15 protein-coding genes are annotated in these 20,059 nt (G+C 59.4%); 5 read left to right on the top strand and 10 right to left on the bottom strand.

Going from position 1 to position 20,059, the window contains the following annotated elements; genetic code table 11:
- Window positions 1–35: 35 nt before the first annotated feature.
- From dtpB to AB5Y73_RS15200, 3 genes are all read right to left on the bottom strand, one after another.
- The gene (dtpB, locus tag AB5Y73_RS15210) at window positions 36–1,541 is read right to left on the bottom strand and encodes a dipeptide/tripeptide permease DtpB (RefSeq protein ID WP_118854217.1); all 1,506 of its coding nucleotides are present in this window, start codon (window positions 1,539–1,541) and stop codon (window positions 36–38) included.
- Between the two features lie 712 nt (window positions 1,542–2,253).
- Window positions 2,254–3,216 carry an HTH-type transcriptional regulator YidZ gene (gene yidZ / locus AB5Y73_RS15205; RefSeq protein WP_118854218.1) on the bottom strand — a complete coding sequence of 321 codons (963 nt, stop codon included), beginning with the start codon at window positions 3,214–3,216 and terminating at the stop codon, window positions 2,254–2,256.
- An 18-nt stretch (window positions 3,217–3,234) separates the two neighbouring features.
- Entirely contained in the window at window positions 3,235–4,407 is a 1,173-nt protein-coding gene (locus AB5Y73_RS15200; RefSeq protein ID WP_181497529.1) for an MFS transporter, read from the bottom strand.
- 366 nt (window positions 4,408–4,773) lie between these two features.
- Here AB5Y73_RS15200 and AB5Y73_RS15195 point away from each other — a divergent pair, with 366 nt between their 5' ends.
- From AB5Y73_RS15195 to AB5Y73_RS15185, 3 genes are read left to right on the top strand one after another with little or no spacing between them, the layout of a single operon-like run.
- Complete coding sequence (locus AB5Y73_RS15195) at window positions 4,774–5,694, top strand: MoxR family ATPase (RefSeq protein WP_118854220.1); 921 nt, start codon at window positions 4,774–4,776, stop codon at window positions 5,692–5,694.
- Window positions 5,694–6,689, top strand: coding sequence for a DUF58 domain-containing protein (locus AB5Y73_RS15190; protein ID WP_107682438.1), 996 nt, complete (start codon window positions 5,694–5,696; stop codon window positions 6,687–6,689). The genes AB5Y73_RS15195 and AB5Y73_RS15190 overlap by 1 nt, the downstream gene beginning before the upstream one ends.
- Window positions 6,676–8,691 carry a DUF3488 and transglutaminase-like domain-containing protein gene (locus AB5Y73_RS15185; RefSeq protein ID WP_107682439.1) on the top strand — a complete coding sequence of 672 codons (2,016 nt, stop codon included), beginning with the start codon at window positions 6,676–6,678 and terminating at the stop codon, window positions 8,689–8,691. Before AB5Y73_RS15190 ends, AB5Y73_RS15185 begins: the two co-directional genes overlap by 14 nt.
- 62 nt (window positions 8,692–8,753) lie before the next feature.
- Here AB5Y73_RS15185 and AB5Y73_RS15180 read toward each other — a convergent pair whose 3' ends face one another.
- Window positions 8,754–10,184 carry a sodium:alanine symporter family protein gene (locus AB5Y73_RS15180; RefSeq protein WP_013724018.1) on the bottom strand — a complete coding sequence of 477 codons (1,431 nt, stop codon included), beginning with the start codon at window positions 10,182–10,184 and terminating at the stop codon, window positions 8,754–8,756.
- A 701-nt stretch (window positions 10,185–10,885) separates the two neighbouring features.
- Here AB5Y73_RS15180 and tal point away from each other — a divergent pair.
- Window positions 10,886–11,836, top strand: a complete 951-nt coding sequence (gene tal, locus AB5Y73_RS15175; protein WP_005349780.1) for a transaldolase — start codon at window positions 10,886–10,888, stop codon at window positions 11,834–11,836.
- 160 nt (window positions 11,837–11,996) lie between these two features.
- Window positions 11,997–12,179 carry a DUF3545 family protein gene (locus AB5Y73_RS15170; protein ID WP_005338547.1) on the top strand — a complete coding sequence of 61 codons (183 nt, stop codon included), beginning with the start codon at window positions 11,997–11,999 and terminating at the stop codon, window positions 12,177–12,179.
- 286 nt (window positions 12,180–12,465) lie between these two features.
- Here AB5Y73_RS15170 and accA read toward each other — a convergent pair whose 3' ends face one another.
- The 6 genes from accA to fabZ form a co-directional block, all read right to left on the bottom strand.
- Entirely contained in the window at window positions 12,466–13,416 is a 951-nt protein-coding gene (accA, locus tag AB5Y73_RS15165) for an acetyl-CoA carboxylase carboxyl transferase subunit alpha (protein WP_005338549.1), read from the bottom strand.
- Between the two features lie 15 nt (window positions 13,417–13,431).
- Window positions 13,432–16,911: a DNA polymerase III subunit alpha gene (gene dnaE / locus AB5Y73_RS15160; protein WP_107682440.1), complete on the bottom strand. Its 3,480-nt coding sequence runs from the start codon at window positions 16,909–16,911 to the stop codon at window positions 13,432–13,434.
- Between the two features lie 38 nt (window positions 16,912–16,949).
- Complete coding sequence (gene rnhB, locus AB5Y73_RS15155) at window positions 16,950–17,540, bottom strand: ribonuclease HII (RefSeq protein WP_107682441.1); 591 nt, start codon at window positions 17,538–17,540, stop codon at window positions 16,950–16,952.
- Window positions 17,541–17,659: 119 nt separating this feature from the next.
- Window positions 17,660–18,799 (bottom strand): lipid-A-disaccharide synthase, encoded by a 1,140-nt coding sequence (lpxB, locus tag AB5Y73_RS15150; protein ID WP_107682442.1) that lies wholly within the window; start codon window positions 18,797–18,799, stop codon window positions 17,660–17,662.
- Complete coding sequence (gene lpxA / locus AB5Y73_RS15145) at window positions 18,792–19,583, bottom strand: acyl-ACP--UDP-N-acetylglucosamine O-acyltransferase (RefSeq protein WP_005338557.1); 792 nt, start codon at window positions 19,581–19,583, stop codon at window positions 18,792–18,794. The genes lpxB and lpxA overlap by 8 nt, the downstream gene beginning before the upstream one ends.
- 5 nt (window positions 19,584–19,588) lie before the next feature.
- The gene (gene fabZ / locus AB5Y73_RS15140; RefSeq protein ID WP_005338559.1) at window positions 19,589–20,050 is read right to left on the bottom strand and encodes a 3-hydroxyacyl-ACP dehydratase FabZ; all 462 of its coding nucleotides are present in this window, start codon (window positions 20,048–20,050) and stop codon (window positions 19,589–19,591) included.
- Window positions 20,051–20,059: the final 9 nt, after the last annotated feature.

Raw genomic sequence — 20,059 nt, 5'->3', positions numbered from 1 at the left:
TCGCCGCCCTTGCCTTGTCTCGCACTATCCCCTCATTACGCCTGTGACTGACCTGGCACCAGCCCTTCGGCCTCTGTCGGCGTCGCATTCATCATCCGGTTGAGCCAGGGCACCATCAGCCCCATCACTACCGCAATCAGCAGGGTCGCCATCCCGATCTTGCCAAATACGCCGGTGTAAATGGGCAAAGTTTGCAGCGGATCCGTCATCCCTTGCGGCACGGCGGTAAAAGTCGCCACATAGCCACCCAGCAGGGACGCCATCGCTTGAGTCAGGAACCACATTCCGAGAATGAAGCCCATCAGGCGTTGCGGCACCAGCGCAGCCACCATCGCCAGCCCCAGGGCACTGATCATCAGCTCGCCCAGACTCTGGAACAGATAGATAAGCACCATAAACCAGGGGGAGGTAAGCCCCTGCTCATCGGCAAACCACCAGCCGGATGCCGCCGCCGTCAGAAAGCCCAACGAGCAGAAGAACATCCCGAGAGTGAACTTGAGCGGCATGGTGAGATCCCGCCCCTTGCTGCCCATTCGGGTATAGATCATCGCGAGTACCGGGCTACCCACCACCACCCAGAAGGGGTTGAGTGCCTGGAAGCTGATGGGGTTGACGCTCATGCCCAGCATCTCGTGGTGCATGTTGTTGATGGCAAAGAAGTTCAGAGACGTCGGCATCTGGGCATACAGCACATAGAAGAGCACCGCCTCCAGCATCAGCACGAAGGCCACATACATCTTGTTGCGGTCCACTGTGTCGAGCCTGAATGCCTCGCGAAAGAAGAAGATCACCACGGCGATGGTTACCGTCATCAGCACCATGTTGGCGATCACCACGTGGTGCATCAGCCAGGCGCAAAAGAAGACCATGACCACCGAGCCAGCCAATACCATCAGCAACTTGCCGTAGTTGAGGGGCAGATGATCCGGCTCTGAGCCGATATCTTTCACCATATTGCGGCAGGCAAAGAAGGTAAGCAGCGCAATAATCAGCCCCACCCCGCACAGGTTATAGGTCACGGTATAGCCGTAGTGATCGGCAATCACCGGAGCGAGCGAGAGGGAAATAAGGGAGCCGATATTGATCGACATATAGAACAGGGTAAAAGCCCCATCCAGCCGCGGATCTTTTGGCTGGTAGCATTTTGAAAGCAGGCTGGCCGGATTGGCCTTGAACAGGCAGTTACCGACCGCGATGGTGCCCAGCGCATAGAAAATCAGGTCGGGATTGTAGATAGAGAGGCCGGTCATAAAGTAGCCTATCACCAGCACCACGGCCCCCAGCACCATGGTGCGCTTGGTACCGAGAACATGGTCACCGACATAGCCACCGACCGAGATCAGACCATATACCAACGCCGAGAAGGCACCGAAAGTAATAAAGGATTGCTCTTGGGAAAATCCCAGTTGCTGCACAAAGAAAACCGCTAGGATCCCCTGCACGCCGTAATAACCGAAGCGCTCCCAGAGTTCGACGAAAAATATCATAAAGAAGGGTTTGGGTTGTTGTAACAACCCGGTCGGTGCTGTTGCTGGACGCATATCAACCTGCCTTTGCTGAGATTTATTTTTATTAATCTGGTGGTAGCTGCCGCACTATTTTCTCTTCCGTCATTGCCATAACGGGGAGCACAGTCAGCCTGCCAATCTGGCTATTTTCGGGTGCACGGGCCCCGTTCGATGAAAGGTGTTTTTTCATCTAGCCGGTTTCAATTAGGTGTTATCGGGGGATGGTGAGTGGCGTCTCCCGGTGCAGTTACCGGCTCCGGGTTCTACCTTTGCTGCATACCTTTACTCAAGCCAGTTTATCAACCTTGATACTTATTCCCCTCTGCTCCGTCACTCATGGCTGGTGGCCAGATAGCCGGGGCATGGCACGGCCACAGACGACCTGTGGGGCTGGCTCACGCTGCGCTCTACTGGCAGTCACCTACGCAGGCGCTATCTAACCCCGCCATTCCAAGGTGAGTCATGCTATATCACTGCAAATACAGGAACTTAATGGTCGATCACACTTTAAAAGTGACCATAGGTGAAGTTTTCTAATGAAACCACATGAATTCTTTTCGTGAAAAGAGCTTCACTCGAGACGTGCAACCAAGGTCAATATGTGCATAAAGAGAGTTGAATGGCACACAGCTTGAACCCGAACTCGGCACTTAAGTCGTGCCAAAGCCCACTCATCAGGGCGATGCGACAACAAAAAGCCGAAGCTGATGGCTCCGGCTGATCGATGGGCACCGTCACGCTCACATTAGCGTGGTGATTCGTCGTTGTAGAGCCGCCGGATCTCGTTGCGCAGCCACATCACCTTGGCATCCTGATTGTGCCGTTTGTGCCACAGCAGGATGAAGGCGATCTCAAGCTGGGCATAGAGCTTTTCGGGTAGCGGCAGCGGCATGGCGATCAGATTGTCGTGATGCCGACTGGCATAACCACCGCAGTAGGACGGGGCCACCGCAATCAGCTCGTGGCTCGACTGGGAGGCGATATGCAGCGCCTGCTCGAAGCTGGAGACCATGATGGGCACCTCCCGCTTCAACCCCTCGTCCTCCAGCAGACTGTCGAGAGCCCAGGTATCGTTCGCTTCCCACACCATGCTGATCTGGGGGCAGGCCAAAAAGTTCTCCAGCGACCACTTCTGCTCCAGCAACGGGTGATCCTTGCGCAGGAACACCACCGGTCTATCGGTGAACAGCACCTCGTGATCGATGTAGTAGGGCAACCGATTGACCTTGGCCTGAGAGCGGCCATGGGTCTCACGGGCGCAGAAGCCGAGATCCGCATCACCGTTGACGATGTCGTTGAGAGAGTGGTGATCCCACCCCAGCATCCTGACCACCGAGTTGGGGTACTTCTGGTAGATGGTCATGGGCAGATCGCTCAGAAAGCTGATGTAGAAGGGGGACTCCATCACCAGCGTGAAGCGGGCTCCGTCGGGGATCGCGTCGCTATTGAGCGAGGTGATGCTGTCGGTGAGCTGGAACCAGACCTTCAACTCCTCCTCCAGCGTCAGAGAGAGGTTGGTGGGCTGCAATCCCTGCCGTACCCGCACAAACAGCGGATCGTCAAACCACTCCCGCAACTTGGCCAGAGACTTGCTCACCGCGGACGGGGTGACACAGAGCTTTTTGGCCGCCCCAGCCACACTGCGCGCCTGCATCAGGTGCTTGAAGACCACCAACAGGTTCAAATCGAGTTCACCCAAATTGCGCATATCCCCTCTCATCTTTGGTTATCCTCGCGACCGCACTTCGCGAAGCGCGAGCCATGGTACCAGCCCTTTGACAGCCAGGTAACTGAGCAGTGCCAGCAACAGGGCGCAGATCAGCATCTCGGTCGGGGCAAAGCCAAGTTGACCCAGCAGCCAGATATAGAGGCCGGAGAGGCTGATCTGCATGATGCAGAGCACGGCGCTGGCGAACGCCACATTGTGCTGGCAACCATCGAGCGCCTCCCCCATCGCCACCCCGAAGCCACAGGAGAACCCGACACAGACCAGGGCAAATCCCAGCAGCAGCAAGTGGATATCGCCCCCCAGTTGCCAGCTACCGAGCAGGGTGCACGCCGCCAGCAGATAAGCCAGATGGGATACGGCCAGCACCTTGTGCTTACCAAGCCAGCGCAGCAGTAGCGGCGTCAGGAAGGAGGTGGACATGCTAACCCCGGCTATCACCATCATCACGATGGAGTACTGCTCGGTGGTGAAGCCAAACTCCTTCATCAGGATCAGCGGCGAGACGCTGACATAGACCAGAATGGCGGTCACGCTGGCACTGGTCAGCAGGGAGAGCAACATAAAGCGCGGGGAGCGCAGCAGGGCAAAGGGCAGCACAGCACCACTGCCCGGTTGCCGAGCCGGGCGGGTCTCCTTGAGCAGCAACAAGTTCACCAGACCACTGACGGCCGCCACCAGCGCCATCGCCACGAAGATCCCGCGCCAATCAAAATGGGACAGGATGAGGTAACCGAGCACCGGTGCCAGCACCGGGATCACGCAGATGACCCCGTTGATCATCGAGAGCGCCATCGCCAACCGCTCCTGACTCAGCACATCCCGCAGCACGGTAAAGGTCATGATATAGAGCGCCCCCGCCCCGACTCCCTGCCAGAAACGGCCGAAATAGAACTGACTTATCCCCTCTGCACTGCCTGCCACCAGCGAGGCAAGGACAAAGATCAGCGCCCCCCCGAGCACTACCCAACGCCGCCCGAAGCGATCGGCAATCATCCCGCCCAGCAGCACGGTGGCCGCCATGCCAAACAGATAAATGGAGAAGGCCGTGTGGATCTGCGCCTCGCTCGCCTGCAGGGTCTCGGCAATCTGGGGCACGGCGACCAGATAGAGATCGATCCCGACCGGATAGAGAATTATCATCAGAAAAGTGCACAACAGGAAAACAGGCATGGATGCTCCATTACAGAGTGGCGGGCCGATGCCTGCCAGATCACAGCGACAGGCGAACAGTGGCGGGGCCAAGGTGGTGACAAAGCTAGCAACGCAGCGCGTCGCAATGGGGGCAACTATATGGGCGCCCAGCGCCCTCACCTAGTGAAGAGATGGCGATCGGTGCATTCCAATCAGGAAATATTGTATTGAGTTACGTGCCATAGCGGCCATATTGAATCGAGCAGACTCACTAATAAACCGCGTCACCTCCCGCTCATAGCCATCCCTGCGCAGCACTTTTACCGCCCGTCTGTTATCTGCCTTCACCCTTGCGAGCGTATAAGCTGTAGGTGCGATGCAATACAGGGAATGTGTATGAAGGGAATGAAGAGAGAAGAGCAGATTGCCGGGCTGCTGGCAGCACTGGAGCAAGTCATTCTGGGCAAGCCGCTGCAACTGAAAATCGCGCTGGTGACCCTGCTGGCGCGCGGTCATCTGCTGATCGAGGATCTGCCCGGCATGGGCAAAACCACCCTGGCCCACGCGCTGGCACAGGTACTGGGGCTGGCATGCAGGCGCATGCAGTTCACCGCCGATCTGCTCCCCGCCGACCTGCTGGGGCTGCAGATTTTTGACCCCCAGCAACAAACATTTCGCTTTCACCCCGGCCCCATCTTCACCCAGGTTCTACTGGCAGACGAGATCAACCGCGCCAACCCCAAGGTGCAGAGCGCCCTGCTGGAGGCGATGGCCGAGGGCAAGGTGAGCATTGAGGGGAATACGCATCCCCTCCCCACTCCATTTTTCGTCATCGCCACCCAGAATCCGGCGGATCAGGCGGGCACCTATCCACTGCCGGAGTCCCAACTCGACCGCTTCGCAGTGCGACTCTCGCTGGGTTTTCCGCCGCGAGAGGCGGAGCGCCAGTTGCTGCGCGGCCACCAGCCGACTGGCCCGTTGCCCGCCATGCTGAATGCCGCCGAGCTGACTGCCCTGCAAGCGGAAGGTGATGCTATCCATGTTTCCGATGCCACCCTCGACTACCTGCTGGCGCTGGTGCACCAGAGCCGCTTTGATGGGGATCTGCCACAGCCCCTCTCCCCCCGGGCAGCCCAGACCTTGCTGGCGGTGAGCCGTGCCTGGGCGCTGGTTGCGGGACGGCGCTTTGTCACGGTGGAGGATGTGCAGGCAGTCTTTCCCTATGTGGCCGAGCATCGGTTGCGGGGCAGCTTTGGCGTACAGCACGGCGAAGCCTGTCCCCTGAGCCAGCGATTGCTGGCCAAGGTCGATCCGGACAATCCCTGATGAGCAAATTGCTAAACCGTTGGCAGCAGTGGCGAGCCCGCTGGCAGCGACGCTGGCTCGACCGCCGCATTCCCCCGGCCCGCCAGATCACGCTGGGTACCCGCAGCCTCTTTATCCTCCCCACCCGCATGGGACTGCTCTATCTGCTGGTGCTGCTCGCCATCTATCTGCTCGGCACCAATTACCAGAACAATCTGGTGCTGCTGGTGGCCTACTGCCTCGGCAGCCTGTTTATGGCAGCCATGTGGCTCACCCACCGCAATCTGCTGGGGCTGGAGCTGCTGGGGGGCCCGCTGATGCTCGGGGAAGCGGGTAGCCAGCTGCCTATCCGTATCTTGGTGCAGAGCCCGCGCCCGGTGCAGGCACTCAGCTTTAGCCTCAACGAAGGCACCCTCTGGCTGGCACAGGCCGACGCTGTGCCCAGCTCAGTTATCTTGCCAGTATCAGGCTCTCGCCGCGGGCCACTGCCCCTTGGCCGATTGCGGGTCGAGAGCCGCTACCCTCTCGGTCTGTTTCGCTGCTGGTCCCAGCTGGACTTGCAGTTGGAGGGCTGGTTCTCCCCCAAACCAGCATTCGGCGCGTTAAGAGGGGAGCATGCGACCGAAAGCGAGGGTTATCAGGGCCAGCCCGCTCCGGCCACTCTCGGTGACTTTGATACCCTGCGGACACATCAGGCCGGTGAACCACTGAGCCGGGTCGCCTGGAAACAACTTGCCCAGGGGCGCGGCTTGCTGACCAAACAGTTCCATGAACCACAGCAGGATGACAGCCACCTCACCTTACTGCGGGTCGCGGGTGGGGATCTGGAGCAGCGGCTGGCGGTGCTGGCCTGGTGGTGCGCCGATTACGGCAAGCGGGGCATTCCCTTCACCCTGACACTGGCAGGCCAGACGCTGGGGCCCGATAGTGGTGCCGCCTTTGTTCAGCGCTGCCTGCTGGCACTGGCCCGATTCGATGGCAAGCCACAGGAGAGCAGGTCAGATGCTGCTCGATAACCGCCGCCTGCTGCCACTCATCGCCCTGCAACAGCTGCTGCTGGTCGCGGCGCTCTGGCCCCAGTTGCAGCTCTGGGTGGTGGCGGTAAGCGCCGCTACCCTTGGCGTCCGGGCCATGATGCTGTGGCGCGGCTGGCCGCCCCTGCCTGCCCGCTGGTTGGCGCTGCTGGCCATCACTACTGTGCTGTTGCTGGGACTACAATGGCGTGGCTTGGGCACCCTGCCCGCCCTGATCAATCTGCTCTGGCTCGGCTATAGCCTCAAGATGATCGAGGTACGGCGCGAGCGGGATATCGAGCTGGTGCTGCTGCTCGCCTTCTTCCTCATCGCGCTGGCGCTGGTACAACGCCAAAGCATCGGCTGGACAGCCGGGATGGCAGTGGCACTCTGGCTGGCAGTGACCGCGCTGGTGGCCGCCATCGCTCCCGAGCAGAAACGGCCTTGGCGCAGCGCAGGCGGCGCCCTGCTGCTGGCGCTTCCCCTGCTTATCACCCTGTTTCTGCTGCTGCCAAGGCTGCCGCCCCTCTGGCAGATGCCCACCACCAGCCGCGCCCTGTCGGGGCTCTCGGAAGAGCTGGCCCCCGGCGATATCAGCGAACTGGTCAACGCCTCCGAACTGGCGTTTCGGGTCACCTTTGCCGATGGCCCGCCCCCTGTCCGCGAGCGCTACTTTCCGGTGATGCGCCAAGAAGTTTTCGATGGCCAACGTTGGTTGCTGAGCGCCGAGGTCAAAGCATGGCAGCAGACAGTGCCGGAGCAGACCGGGCTGACCCTTCTGGCATCCTCTTCACAGACCAACACTCAACTGGCAGATAGTCCGTTACCCGCCGGGAGCTACGAGGTGATCGCCGAGCCCCAGCGCCACCGCTGGGCCTTTGCCCTGAGTGAACCGCGTCTGCTGGCGGGCCCGGTGCTGCTTACCCCTCTCGACACCCTCTATCGGCAGGGGAGCGGCGAGGTGGCGATCCGCTATCGCATTGGCCGCGGCGAAGCACAGATCGAGGATGATAGCCAAGCCGCCCAGCGCAACCTGCAACTGCCAGCCGGAGGCAACCCGAGAGCGCGAGCTCACGGCCAAGGGCTGGCCACACGCCATCCGGATCGCGCAGAGCTGGTCGCCGCCCTGCTCGCGCAGTTTCGCAGCCAATCCTATTACTACACTCTGACCCCGCCACGGCTTGGCAGTGACGGGGTGGATGAGTTCCTGTTCGATACCAGGCAGGGCTTTTGCGGCCACTACGCCATGGCGACCGCTTTCGTGCTGCGCGCTGCCGGTATTCCGGCACGGCTGGTCACCGGTTATCTCGGCGGCGAGTGGAATCCCAGAGGCAACTATCTGGCGGTACACCAGTTCGATGCTCACGCCTGGGTGGAGTATCTCGATGAAGGAGGAACATGGCGGCGAATCGACCCCACAGCGGCAGTGGCGCCGGAGCGCATTGAAGGCGGCGTGAGGGAGGCGCTGAGCGACGAGTTTACCGCTGCCGACCCCCTCGCTTTGCAGCGTTATCGCAACTGGGCCCTGCTCAATCAGCTGCGCTGGTGGGGCAACAATATCGACTACCAGTGGAGTCGCTGGGTGATTGGTTACGATGCGGACCAGCTCTGGCAACAAATCGGCCTGCGCTGGCCTGCACTGGCGGGGCACACACCCTGGTTGATCCTCGCCAGCCTGATGCTGGTCGCCCTGCTGGTGAGCCTGCCCCTGCTATTGCCCGCCCGCCTGCCGCCAGAGCGGCGTATCTGGCAGCCCCTGCTCAAACGGGGTAAACGCAGCGGCTATCCCCCTGAGCTCGCCGAGAGCATGGGGACATGGTGCGAGCGGCTGGCACGGCTGCGTCCCGACCTTGCCCACTCCCTGCTAAAGAGTGCGTGGCTCTATCGACTCTGGCGTTATGCCCCCCTCAGCGACCGGCAACAAGGGCGCTGTGGGCGCCAGTTGCGACGGCGTGTCAGACAGCTCGCCCAGCGCTGGGATCAACAGCCAACGAGTGCGCCATAAAAGAAGGGGGAGCCAGCGGCTCCCCCTTCAGGTTTTAATCAAGAGGTTTGACTCACCGCTTGTTATTTTTTGGTCGGATTGTCCCAGATCCCCTCTTCCAGCTGGGAGCGGATCTCGGGGTATTTGTTGGCATCGAAGGTGGGCACCTTGCCCAGCCGGAGCTGGTCGTTGTAATCCTTGGCCAGCTTGATGGCGACGCTGGAGAGCAGCAGGATCGCCACCAGGTTGACGATGGCCATCAGACCCATGGAGACATCCGCCATCGCCCACACAATCGGCAACTCACCCACGGCGCCGAACATCACCATCCCCAGCACGAACACCCGGAACAGCATCAGGCCGCCCTTGTGGTTGTGCTCGAGGAACACCAGATTCGTTTCGGCATAGGAGTAGTTCGCCACGATAGAGGTGAAGGCGAAGAAGAAGATGGCCGCCGCGATAAAGATGTTGCCACCGCTGCCAATCTGGGAAGAGAGCGCCCGCTGGGTCAGCTCGACACCGGTCACGCCGGAACCCGGCTCAAACTGACCTGACATCAGGATGATGGCGGCGGTACAGCTGCAGATAACGATGGTGTCCATAAAGACGCCCAGCATCTGCACATAACCCTGAGAGGCCGGGTGCGGCGGATAGGGAGTGGCAGTCGCCGCAGCGTTGGGCGCAGAGCCCATCCCCGCCTCGTTGGAGAAGAGACCGCGCTTGATACCGTTGATCATCGCCTGGGAGATGGCATAACCGAGCGCACCCGAGCCTGCCTGCTCAATCCCGAAGGCGGACTTGATGATCAGCATGAAGACATGGGGCAACTCGGTGATGTTCATCGCCACGATCACCAACGCCAGCAGGATATAAGCCAGTGCCATAAAGGGCACCACCAGCTCGGCAAAACGGGCGATGCCACGAATGCCACCGAAGATAATCAGGCCGGAGAGCGCCACCAGCGCCAGACCGCTGACCCAGTCAGGAATGCCAAACGCCACCTTCATCGCCAAACTGATGGAGTTGGCCTGCACCGCGTTGAACACCAGGCCAAATGCCAGGATCAGGCAGAGCGAAAACACCACCCCCATCCAGCGCATGCCAAGGCCTTTCTCCATGTAGTAGGCCGGGCCACCACGGTAGTTGCCATCCTCATCCTTGACCTTGTAGAGCTGGGCAAGGGTGCTTTCGACGAAGGCAGTCGCCATGCCGATAAAAGCGATCAACCACATCCAGAAGATGGCGCCGGGGCCACCCAGATAGATGGCGACAGCCACACCGGCCAAGTTGCCGGTGCCGACACGGGCGGCAAGGCTGGTACAGAGGGCCTGGAAAGAGGAGATGCCCGCGTTGTCCGATTTACGGCTGTTTTTCAGCACGGAAAACATGTGGCCAAAGTGACGGATCTGGATAAAACCCAGGCGGAAGGTGAAAAAGATACCGACCCCGATGAGCAGGTAGATGAGCACGGCTCCCCACATCAGGTCGTTTAGCATCGCAATCAAGGTGTCCATAATTCTCTCGTTGTTATTCACATCCATGGCCAGTCTGCGCTGACCGTTTTCTGTCTGTCGTTTAATTAGCGTTTCGCTAAAGGGGCGGAATCTAGCACAGCGGGAGAGCCCGGAATAGTGATCCCGGTCACGCGAGACACAAAAAACGAACGGTAAAAGCCCATAAAGCTCCATTTAAATCGCAAACTTTCAACAAACTCAATAATTCAATCAGACAGGCCACCATTAAGCCCCATAAGAGAACCATTTTGATATATCCCTGATGAGCTATCCGAAAACGCAAACGCTTGCATGAAATGGCTTTCAAACGGCGACATTTCGCCAAACGTTTTCGCTGTAATTAAATTTCAAGTACGTAGCGAGATAATTTATGTGATCGACGACACAAATATGGATATTGGCTAAAAAAGTTCAGCTGAAAGCAAACCGGAGCGAGGTCGGGAGGAAATGTAAAAAACCTTACTAATCATATAGTTTCAAGCCATAAAACGGGATAACTCAACAGCCTGAATGTTTAACAACCAAGCGCCCCTATTGCAGGATGCAGCACATCAGTATTAATTAGGCAGGCAATGACGATGGGCCGCCCCCATCGCGCTTTTCTGAGCCTGAGGCACCAAGATCCTGTAATTTTATTTCAGAACCACCGTCTCAAGCCCGCAACCCAGGGATTACTCCCTCATTAAGAGATGATATTCGCTATGGCCGATAAATTAACCCAGCTGAAAGCCCTGACCACTGTTGTTGCCGACACCGGTGATATCGAAGCCATCAAACGCTATCAGCCCATCGATGCCACCACCAACCCCTCTCTGGTTCTGAAGGCCTCCGAGATCCCCGAGTACGCTCCGCTGATCGAAGACGCCATCAAGTGGGCCAAAGCCCAGAGCCAGGACAAGGCACAGCAAATCATCGACGCGGGCGACAAGCTGGCCGTCAACATCGGTCTGGAAGTGCTGAAGATCGTTCCGGGCCGCATCTCCACCGAAGTGGATGCCCGTCTCTCCTTCGATACCGAAGCCAGCATCGCCAAGGCCCGCAAGCTGATCCGTCTCTACAACGAAGCGGGTATCAGCAACGACCGCATCCTGATCAAGCTGGCCTCCACCTGGGAAGGGATCCGTGCCGCTGAAGTACTGGAGAAAGAGGGTATCCAGTGCAACCTGACCCTGCTGTTCTCCTTCGCCCAGGCCCGTGCCTGTGCCGAAGCCGGTGCCTTCCTGATCTCCCCGTTCGTGGGTCGCATCCTCGACTGGTACAAGGCTAAAAATGGCCGTGATTACACCGCCAGCGAAGATCCGGGCGTGGTCTCCGTCACCTCCATCTACAACTACTACAAGCAGCACGACTACCCGACCGTGGTGATGGGCGCCAGTTTCCGCAACACCGGCGAGATCCTGGAACTGGCCGGTTGCGACCGCCTGACCATTGGCCCGGCCCTGCTGGAAGAGCTGAGCAAGACCGAAGGTGCCGTGGTACGCAAACTGGACTACACCGGTGAGCGCAAGGCCAAACCGACCCCGATGACCGAAGCCGAATTCCGCTGGGAACTGAACCAGGACGCCATGGCTCACGAGAAGCTGGGCGAAGGCATCCGCATGTTCGCCATCGACCAGGGCAAGCTGGAAACCATGCTGGCAAGCCGCCTGTAATCTGTTCTTTTTTCTGATAAAAACCGGGCCCCTACCAAGGGGCCCGGTTTTTTTTCATGGGCTTTTTTAGCGCTGTCATAGAGTCGTCACGAAAACGTTTTAATTTCAGATTCGTTATGTTATACGGGTGGTGAAAACGATAAAAACCAAGGAGGGAGCCATGGAAATGTTCAACTTCGATTATGACGAGGTGGTTGAACTCGGTTCGCGTAGCCGCGGGACAACGGGAAAAAAACGTAAATGGCGTGAAATCGAGGCGTTGAAAGACAAACATCGCCTGCAGAAGGAGCTGCAATCCATCGATATCGCCTATGAAGGTCTTACAGACGAGATTGAACTGTAATACCGCCAGACACCTGTAAAAGCGCTCCGCACAGCCGGGGCGCTTTTTTATGCCGCAATCGGATGATCAAGCGGCTTGTCATGCCACCGCCAGCGATGCCACAGGATGCTGCAGGCTAATGACAGCCCTCACGAACAGCGTGGCATACCAACCCTGCCCCTCACCCGCGAAGAGTGAGCGGCGCCGTTTCAGGGCGTGTTGGAGCAATCACCGCAAGACAAGTCATCAGCAATAAAAAGCCCCCGTCGCTGACGGGGGCCTGAATACTCGGGGCTGACGGCTGCGCTTAGCAGTAGCCGTAGCCCAGCAGACGCTGGTAACGCTGCTCCAGCAGTTGCTCGGTATCGAGCGGACGCAGTGCGTCCAGATCCTGCTTGATGCGGGCCTTGAGGTTTTTGGCCATCTTCTCCACATCGCGGTGGGCACCGCCGAGGGGCTCGTCGATCACGTGGTCGATCAGCTTGAGCTCTTTCAGACGCTGGGCAGTGATACCCATCGCTTCGGCAGCCACAGAAGCTTTGTCAGCGCTCTTCCACAGGATGGAGGCACACCCTTCCGGCGAGATGACGGAGTAGGTGGAGTACTGCAGCATGTTGACCCGGTCACCCACGCCGATTGCCAGCGCACCACCGGAGCCACCCTCACCAATCACGGTGCAGACCACCGGCACGGTCAAACCGGCCATCACTTTCAGGTTGCGGGCAATCGCTTCGGACTGGCCACGCTCTTCGGCACCGACGCCGGGGTAAGCGCCCGGGGTATCGATAAAGGTGATGATCGGCATCTTGAAGCGCTCGGCCATCTCCATCAGACGCAGGGCCTTGCGGTATCCTTCCGGACGCGGCATGCCGAAGTTACGCTTGATCTTCTCTTTGGTCTCGCGACCCTTCTGGTGACCAATCACCATCACCGGCTCACCGTCGAGACGGGCGATGCCGCCGACGATAGCCTTGTCATCGGCATAGGCGCGATCGCCAGCCAACTCGTCGAAATCGGTGAAGATATGCTCGATATAGTCAAAGGTGTAGGGGCGCTGGGGATGACGCGCCATCTGGGATACCTGCCAGGCACCCAGATCACCGAAGATCTTCTTGGTCAGCTCTTCGTTTTTCTTCTCCAGCCGGCGGATCTCGTCTTTCAGATCCACGGCGTGATTGCCTTCACTCACATGTTTGAGTTCATCAATCTGCGCCTGCAACTCGGCAATCGGCTGTTCAAAATCCAGAAAAAGACTCATAGGGCCTTAGAACCTCTAATCAAAAACCAATTCAACCCGCTCTCGTCCAAGCAGGACTCGCAAGTCATCTATCAGTTGATCGGTGGGCGTCACCCGCCACTCGGTACCGAGCGTCAATCGCACCCGGGAGCCGGGGCGACGATAGTTTACCTGAACCGGACAGACTCCGGCACGGGCGGGCTCCAAAATCTCGCACAAACGCGGGAAAAAGCGATCATCAATCCGCTGTTCATCGAGGGAGATGCGGATTGCTCTGGCAAAACGCTCCCTCGCATCGTTGATATCCAGTAATTCTCGAGCCGACATTTTAAGGCCACCGGAGAAGTCATCAAAGCTGACCTGTCCAGAAACCACCAAAATGCGGTCTTTTTGCATCAATTCTTCATATTTTTCCAGCGCTTCACTGAACAGGGTCACATCGAGGCGACCGGAACGGTCGTCCAGAGTGAAGATCCCCATCTTGTTGCCACGCTTGGTCACCATGCTGCGGGCCGCAATCACCAGCCCCGCCGCCGTGGTTACGGTATCCCGGGAGGTGGGATGCAGATCGCACAGGCGACCCGAGGTATAACGACGCAATTCGCTGCTGTACTGGTTGATGGGGTGGCCGGTGAGATAGAGTCCGAGGGTCTCGCGCTCCCCTTCCAGCCATACCTTGTCAGGCCAGTGCGGCACGTTGGCAAACGCCTTCTTGACGTCGTCAATCTCTTCGGTGAGCACGCCGAACATGTCGACCTGCCCCACAGCCTGCGCCTTGGCGTGCTGCTCGGCGGCACGCATCGCCTCCTCCAGGGTCGCCATCAGGGCGGCGCGGTGGGGGCCGAGCCGATCCATGGCCCCGGAGAGGATCAGCTTCTCCATCACCCGCTTGTTGAGCTTCTTGATGTCGACCCGGTTACAGAAGTCGAACAGATCGCGGAACGGGCCGTCCTGATCCCGGGCGCTCAAGATCGCATCGATGGGGCCTTCACCGACCCCTTTCACCGCCCCGATCCCGTAGACGATATGGCCATCTTCGTTGACCGAGAAGCGATAGCGGCCGGTGTTCACATCCGGCGGGATCACGGTGAGCCCCATCCGCTGGCACTCATCTACCAGGGTCACGATCTTGTCGGTGTTGTCCATATCGGCGGTCATCACCGCCGCCATAAACTCGGCCGGGAAGTGGGTCTTGAGCCAGAGGGTCTGGTAGGAGACCAGCGCGTAGGCGGCGGAGTGGGATTTGTTGAAGCCGTAGCCCGCAAACTTCTCCACCAGATCGAAGATCTTCATCGCCAGTTCGCCGTCGACGCCATTTTTGACGGCGCCCTCCTCGAAACCGGCTCGCTGCTTGGCCATCTCCTCGGGCTTTTTCTTACCCATCGCCCGGCGCAGCATGTCTGCGCCACCCAGGGTATAACCCGCCAGGGTCTGGGCAATCTGCATCACCTGCTCCTGATAGAGGATGATGCCGTAGGTCGGTTCCAGAATCGGTTTCAGGCTCTCGTGCTGCCACTTCTCGTCCGGATAGGAGATCGCTTCATTACCGTGCTTGCGGTCGATGAAGTTATCCACCATGCCTGACTGGAGCGGGCCCGGTCGGAACAGGGCCACCAGTGCGATCATGTCTTCGAAGCAGTCGGGGCGCAGCCGCTTGATGAGATCCTTCATGCCGCGGGATTCCAGCTGGAATACCGCGGTGGTCTCGTAGCGCTGCAGCAGGTCAAACGACTTCTTGTCATCGATAGGGATGGCGGCGATATCCACCGGCGGCTTGCCCTCTTTGGCAAGACGCGGGTTGATCATGCCGAGCGCCCAGTCGATGATGGTGAGGGTGCGCAGACCCAGGAAGTCGAACTTCACCAGACCGGCGTACTCCACGTCGTTCTTGTCGAACTGGGTGACCGGGTGATGGCCCTCATCATCACAATAGAGCGGCGCAAAGTCGGTGATCTTGGTGGGCGCGATCACCACGCCACCGGCGTGTTTACCGGCGTTGCGCACCACCCCTTCCAGGCGGCGGGCCATGTCGATGAGGTCTTTGACCTCCTCATCCTGCTCGTAGAGCTCGGGCAGCTTGGGCTCAGCCTCGAACGCCTTGGCAAGCGTCATGCCCGGATCCGGCGGGATCAGCTTGGAGATACGATCCACAAAGCCGTAAGCGTGACCCAGCACCCGGCCCACATCCCGCACCACCGCCTTGGCCGCCATGCTGCCGAAGGTGATGATCTGGGAGACCGCCTCCCGACCATACATATCGGAAACGTGCTCGATCACCTCGTCGCGTCGGTCCATGCAGAAGTCGACGTCGAAGTCGGGCATGGATACCCGCTCGGGGTTCAGGAAACGTTCGAACAGCAGGTCAAATTCCAGCGGGTCGAGGTCGGTGATCTTGAGGGCGTAGGCCACCAGAGAGCCCGCACCCGAGCCCCGGCCCGGGCCAACGGGGATGCCGTTGTCCTTGGACCACTGGATAAACTCCATCACGATGAGGAAGTAACCCGGGAAGCCCATCTGGTTGATCACTTTCAGCTCGATGTCGAGACGCTCGTCATACTCGGGACGACGCTCGGCCCGCACCGCCGGATCCGGGAACAGGAACTCGAGACGCTCCTCCAGACCCTCTTTCGATTTGGCCACCAGAAAATCTTCGGTGGTCATGTCGCCGGTCGGGAAGTTGGGCAGGAAATATTCGCCGAGGCGCACCGTCACATTGCAGCGCTTGGCGATCTCCACCGTGTTCTCCAGCGCTTCGGGGATATCGGCAAACAGCTCGGCCATCTCCTCCTGACTGCGCAGGTACTGCTGGGGGCTGTAGCGACGGGGGCGGCGTTTGTCCATCAGGGTATAGCCATCGTGGATGGCCACCCGGATCTCGTGGGCGTCGAAGTCATCGGCGTTAAGGAACACCACCTCGTTGGTGGCGACCACTGGCAGCTCGAACTCGGTAGCAATAGCCACCGCCATGTGCAAATAGACCTCTTCGTCGGGTCGACCGGTACGCAGCAGTTCGAGGTAGTAGGCATCGGGGAAGTGGGTCTGATAGAAGGCGACACACTGCTCGGTCATCTGCCGGTTACCCTTGAGCAGGAACTTGCCCACATCCCCCTCGCGCCCGCCGGAGAGCACGATCACCCCCTTGGCGTGTTCGGCAAGCCAGGCCTTGTCGATAACCGGCCGCCCTTGCACGTGGCCGCGCTGGTAACCGCGAGAAATAAGCAGGGTGATGTTCTGGTAGCCGTCGTTATCCATGGCTAGCAGGGTGAGACGGAACTGCTCGTCGCCGAGCTCATCGCTCTGCACCCAGAAGTCGGCCCCGACGATGGGCTTGATCCCCTTGCCGTGGGCCGCGCCATAGAAGCGCACCAGACCACACATGTTCATCTGATCGGTCAGCGCCAGCGCCGGCATGTTGTTGGCCGCAGCCGCCCCGACGATGGGGTTGATCTTCTGCAGGCCATCGACCATTGAGAAGTCGGAGTGGACTCGCAGGTGGATAAAACGGGGGTCAGCCATCGTCATCTCCTCTCGCTGCTCAAACTAAATGGCATGGTCTACTCGATCCCCAGTGCGCGGCGCACCGGTTTGAAGCTCTTGCGATATTCGGGCAACGGGCCACGCTCGGCCAGAATGGTGAGGTGCTCAGGCGTAGGGTAACCCTTGTGGCGGGCAAAACCATACTCGGGATGGCGACTGTCCAGCTCGGTCATCTCCGCATCTCGGGTCACCTTGGCGAGGATAGAAGCGGCGCTGATGGCGGCCACCAGGCTATCGCCCTTGACCACGGCACGCGCTTCCATCGGCAATGCAGGGCAACGGTTGCCATCGATAAAGACCAGCTCGGGGGTGACCTTCAACCCCGCCACGGCGCGCTGCATCGCCAGCATGGTGGCATGCAGGATGTTGAGCTCGTCGATCTCCTCCGGAGTGGCGCGACCGATGGCCCAGGCGAGCGCTTTCTCTTTGATCTCGTCAAACAGGGCGAGGCGCTTCTTCTCGGAGAGCTTCTTGGAGTCAGCCAGCCCGACAATGGGATTGGCGGGATCGAGAATGACTGAAGCGGTGACCACGTCACCCACCAGGGGGCCACGGCCCACTTCGTCCACACCGGCAACCAGCTTGTCGTCAGGAATATCGATCATCATCTTGTAGCCTTGAATCAAAACAGGCCCCGTGGGGCCTGACAGGGGTCGACTGGCGCGGCATCACCGCTCGGAAAACGGATTAACGGGCTGCGCGGCGCAATCGACGGTCCGAAATAGCGTTATCTGCCGAGCAGATCCGCCACCGCATCGGCGGCCTGCGAGTCGGCATTGCAGCGGATCAGCTGGTGCAGCTCGGTGAAGGTGTTGACCAGCGCACTGTTGTCGTGCTCGAAGTACTTGCTCACCTCTTCCACCAGATTCTCCGGGGTGCACTCGTGCTGGATGAGTTCCGGTACCAGCATGCGACCGGCCAGCAGGTTGGGCAGAGAGACAAATTCGGTCTTCACCAGTCGCTGGGCCAGCCAGTAGCTGAAGGGCTTGAGCTTGTAGCCCACCACCATCGGCTTTTTCACCAGCATGGCTTCGAGCGCTGCGGTGCCGGAGGCCAGCATCACCACGTCGGCGGCAATCATCGCCTCGCGGCCCTGCCCTTCCAGCAGCACCATGTCGAGACCCGGCGCGACCTCGGCCTTGATGGCCATAAACTGCTCGCGCCGTTTCTGGTTGACCAGCGGCACGATGAAGCCGAGATCCGGATAGCGCACCGTCAGGTGTTTGCACGCTTCGAGAAACAGGGGGGACATAAAGCCCACTTCTGCGGTGCGGCTGCCCGGCAGCACCGCCAGCCAGCGGCGATTGGCATCGATACCGAGATTGCGACGCACGGCAGCCTGATCCGGCACCAATGGAATATCATCCGCCATGGTGTGACCGACAAAACGGCAAGGGGCGTCGAAGCGGTCGTAGAAGGCTTTCTCGAATGGCAGGAAGGCGAGCACCATGTCGGTAGCGGCCTTGATCTTGTGAATGCGGTTCTGACGCCATGCCCATACCGAGGGGCTGACATAGTGAACCGTCTTGATACCGGCGCGGCGCAGTTTCAGCTCCACTCCGATATTGAAATCCGGTGCATCCACGCCGATGAAGATATCGGGCGGATTGGCAATAAAATGGCGCAACAGTTCGCGACGAACCTTGAGGATGCGCGGCAGACGGCCCAGCACCTCGGTGATCCCCATGACGGAGAGCTCTTCCATCTCGAACAGGGCCTTGACGCCGAGGGCCTGCATACGCGGCCCGGCGATCCCTTCAAACTGCGCATCCGGGTAGCTGGCTTGCAGCTCACGCACCAGACCGGCAGCCAGAATGTCGCCGGAGACCTCTCCGGCGACGATACCGATACGAACCGGATCAGGCACGGATGATCCCGCGCTCGTTATCTTTGAGGAAGTCCACATAGAGCTGGACGGCCGGTTCGGCTTGCGCCATCTCGATCAGCACCGGCAGCACCTCTTCGATGGTCTTGCCGGAGCGGAAGATCTCTTTGTAGGCACGCTTGACGGCAGAGATGGCCTCCGCACTGAAACCGCGGCGACGCAGACCTTCGGAGTTGACCCCGAACGGCTTGGCGTAGTTGCCGGCAGCCATCACGTAAGGCGGTACGTCCTTGTTCAGGGCGGCGCAGCCACCGACGAAGGCGTGGGAACCGACGCGACCGAACTGGTGAATGGCGGAGAGACCACCAAAGATCACGAAGTCACCGATCACCACGTGGCCCGCCAGGGTCGCGTTGTTGGCGAAGATGCAGTTGTCACCGATGATGCAGTCGTGGGCAACGTGAACGTTGACCATGAACAGGTTGCCGCTGCCCACCTTGGTCAGGGATTGATCCTGAATGGTGCCACGGTGGAAGGTGCAGTTCTCGCGAATGACGTTGTTGTCGCCAATCTCGAGGAAGGTGCGCTCACCGGCGTACTTCTTGTCCTGGCAATCCTCACCGATGGAGGTGTGCTGGAAGATCTTGTTGCCGCGACCAATCTTGGTCGGGCCCTTGATCACCACATGGGAACCTACCCAGGTGTTGTCACCGATTTCCACCTCGGCGCCGATGACAGAAAAGGGGCCGATTTCAACCCCTTTACCGATCACGGCAGACTCATGGACGATGGCAGTATCGTGAATGATGGCAGTCTGGTCGATCACGTGTGTTAAACCTCGCGTTTGGCGCACATCAGCTCGGCGGTACAGACCACTTCACCGTCGACGGTGGCGACACCGGTGAACTTGGCAATACCGCGACGCTCTTTCAGGAACTCCACGTCCAGCACCAGTTGGTCACCGGGGCCGACCGGGCGCTTGAAGCGAGCGTTGTCGATTGAGGCAAAATAATAGAGTTCGTTGGGAGACGGCTTGCCCACCATGGTAAAAGCCAGGATACCGGTGGCCTGTGCCATCGCTTCCAGGATCAGTACGCCCGGGAACACCGGCTTGGCCGGGAAGTGCCCCTGGAAGATCGGCTCGTTGAACGAGACGTTCTTGATGGCACGCAGGGTTTTGCGCTCATCGCTGATCTCGTAGTCGTCTACACGATCCACCATCAGAAACGGATAACGGTGGGGCAGCAGATCCATGATTTCCTGGATACCCAGGCTCTTCTTTTCAGTAGTCAAAACAGTACC

The sequence above is a fragment of the Aeromonas sp. s7(2024) genome, assembly GCF_040907825.1.
GTDB lineage: Bacteria > Pseudomonadota > Gammaproteobacteria > Enterobacterales > Aeromonadaceae > Aeromonas > Aeromonas veronii.
This window is presented reverse-complemented; position numbering and strand designations above follow the sequence as displayed.

Bases quoted from the DNA above. Each gene is read 5' to 3' on its own strand.
- yidZ (WP_118854218.1), bottom strand. From the start codon at position 3,216: ATGCGCAATTTGGGTGAACTCGATTTGAACCTGTTGGTGGTCTTCAAG.
- AB5Y73_RS15180 (WP_013724018.1), bottom strand. From the start codon at position 10,184: ATGGACACCTTGATTGCGATGCTAAACGACCTGATGTGGGGAGCCGTG.
- AB5Y73_RS15190 (WP_107682438.1), top strand. From the start codon at position 5,694: ATGAGCAAATTGCTAAACCGTTGGCAGCAGTGGCGAGCCCGCTGGCAG.
- AB5Y73_RS15195 (WP_118854220.1), top strand. From the start codon at position 4,774: ATGAAGAGAGAAGAGCAGATTGCCGGGCTGCTGGCAGCACTGGAGCAA.
- dtpB (WP_118854217.1), bottom strand. From the start codon at position 1,541: ATGCGTCCAGCAACAGCACCGACCGGGTTGTTACAACAACCCAAACCC.
- accA (WP_005338549.1), bottom strand. From the start codon at position 13,416: ATGAGTCTTTTTCTGGATTTTGAACAGCCGATTGCCGAGTTGCAGGCG.
- AB5Y73_RS15185 (WP_107682439.1), top strand. From the start codon at position 6,676: ATGCTGCTCGATAACCGCCGCCTGCTGCCACTCATCGCCCTGCAACAG.
- AB5Y73_RS15200 (WP_181497529.1), bottom strand. From the start codon at position 4,407: ATGCCTGTTTTCCTGTTGTGCACTTTTCTGATGATAATTCTCTATCCG.
- rnhB (WP_107682441.1), bottom strand. From the start codon at position 17,540: ATGATGATCGATATTCCTGACGACAAGCTGGTTGCCGGTGTGGACGAA.
- tal (WP_005349780.1), top strand. From the start codon at position 10,886: ATGGCCGATAAATTAACCCAGCTGAAAGCCCTGACCACTGTTGTTGCC.
- dnaE (WP_107682440.1), bottom strand. From the start codon at position 16,911: ATGGCTGACCCCCGTTTTATCCACCTGCGAGTCCACTCCGACTTCTCA.
- AB5Y73_RS15170 (WP_005338547.1), top strand. From the start codon at position 11,997: ATGGAAATGTTCAACTTCGATTATGACGAGGTGGTTGAACTCGGTTCG.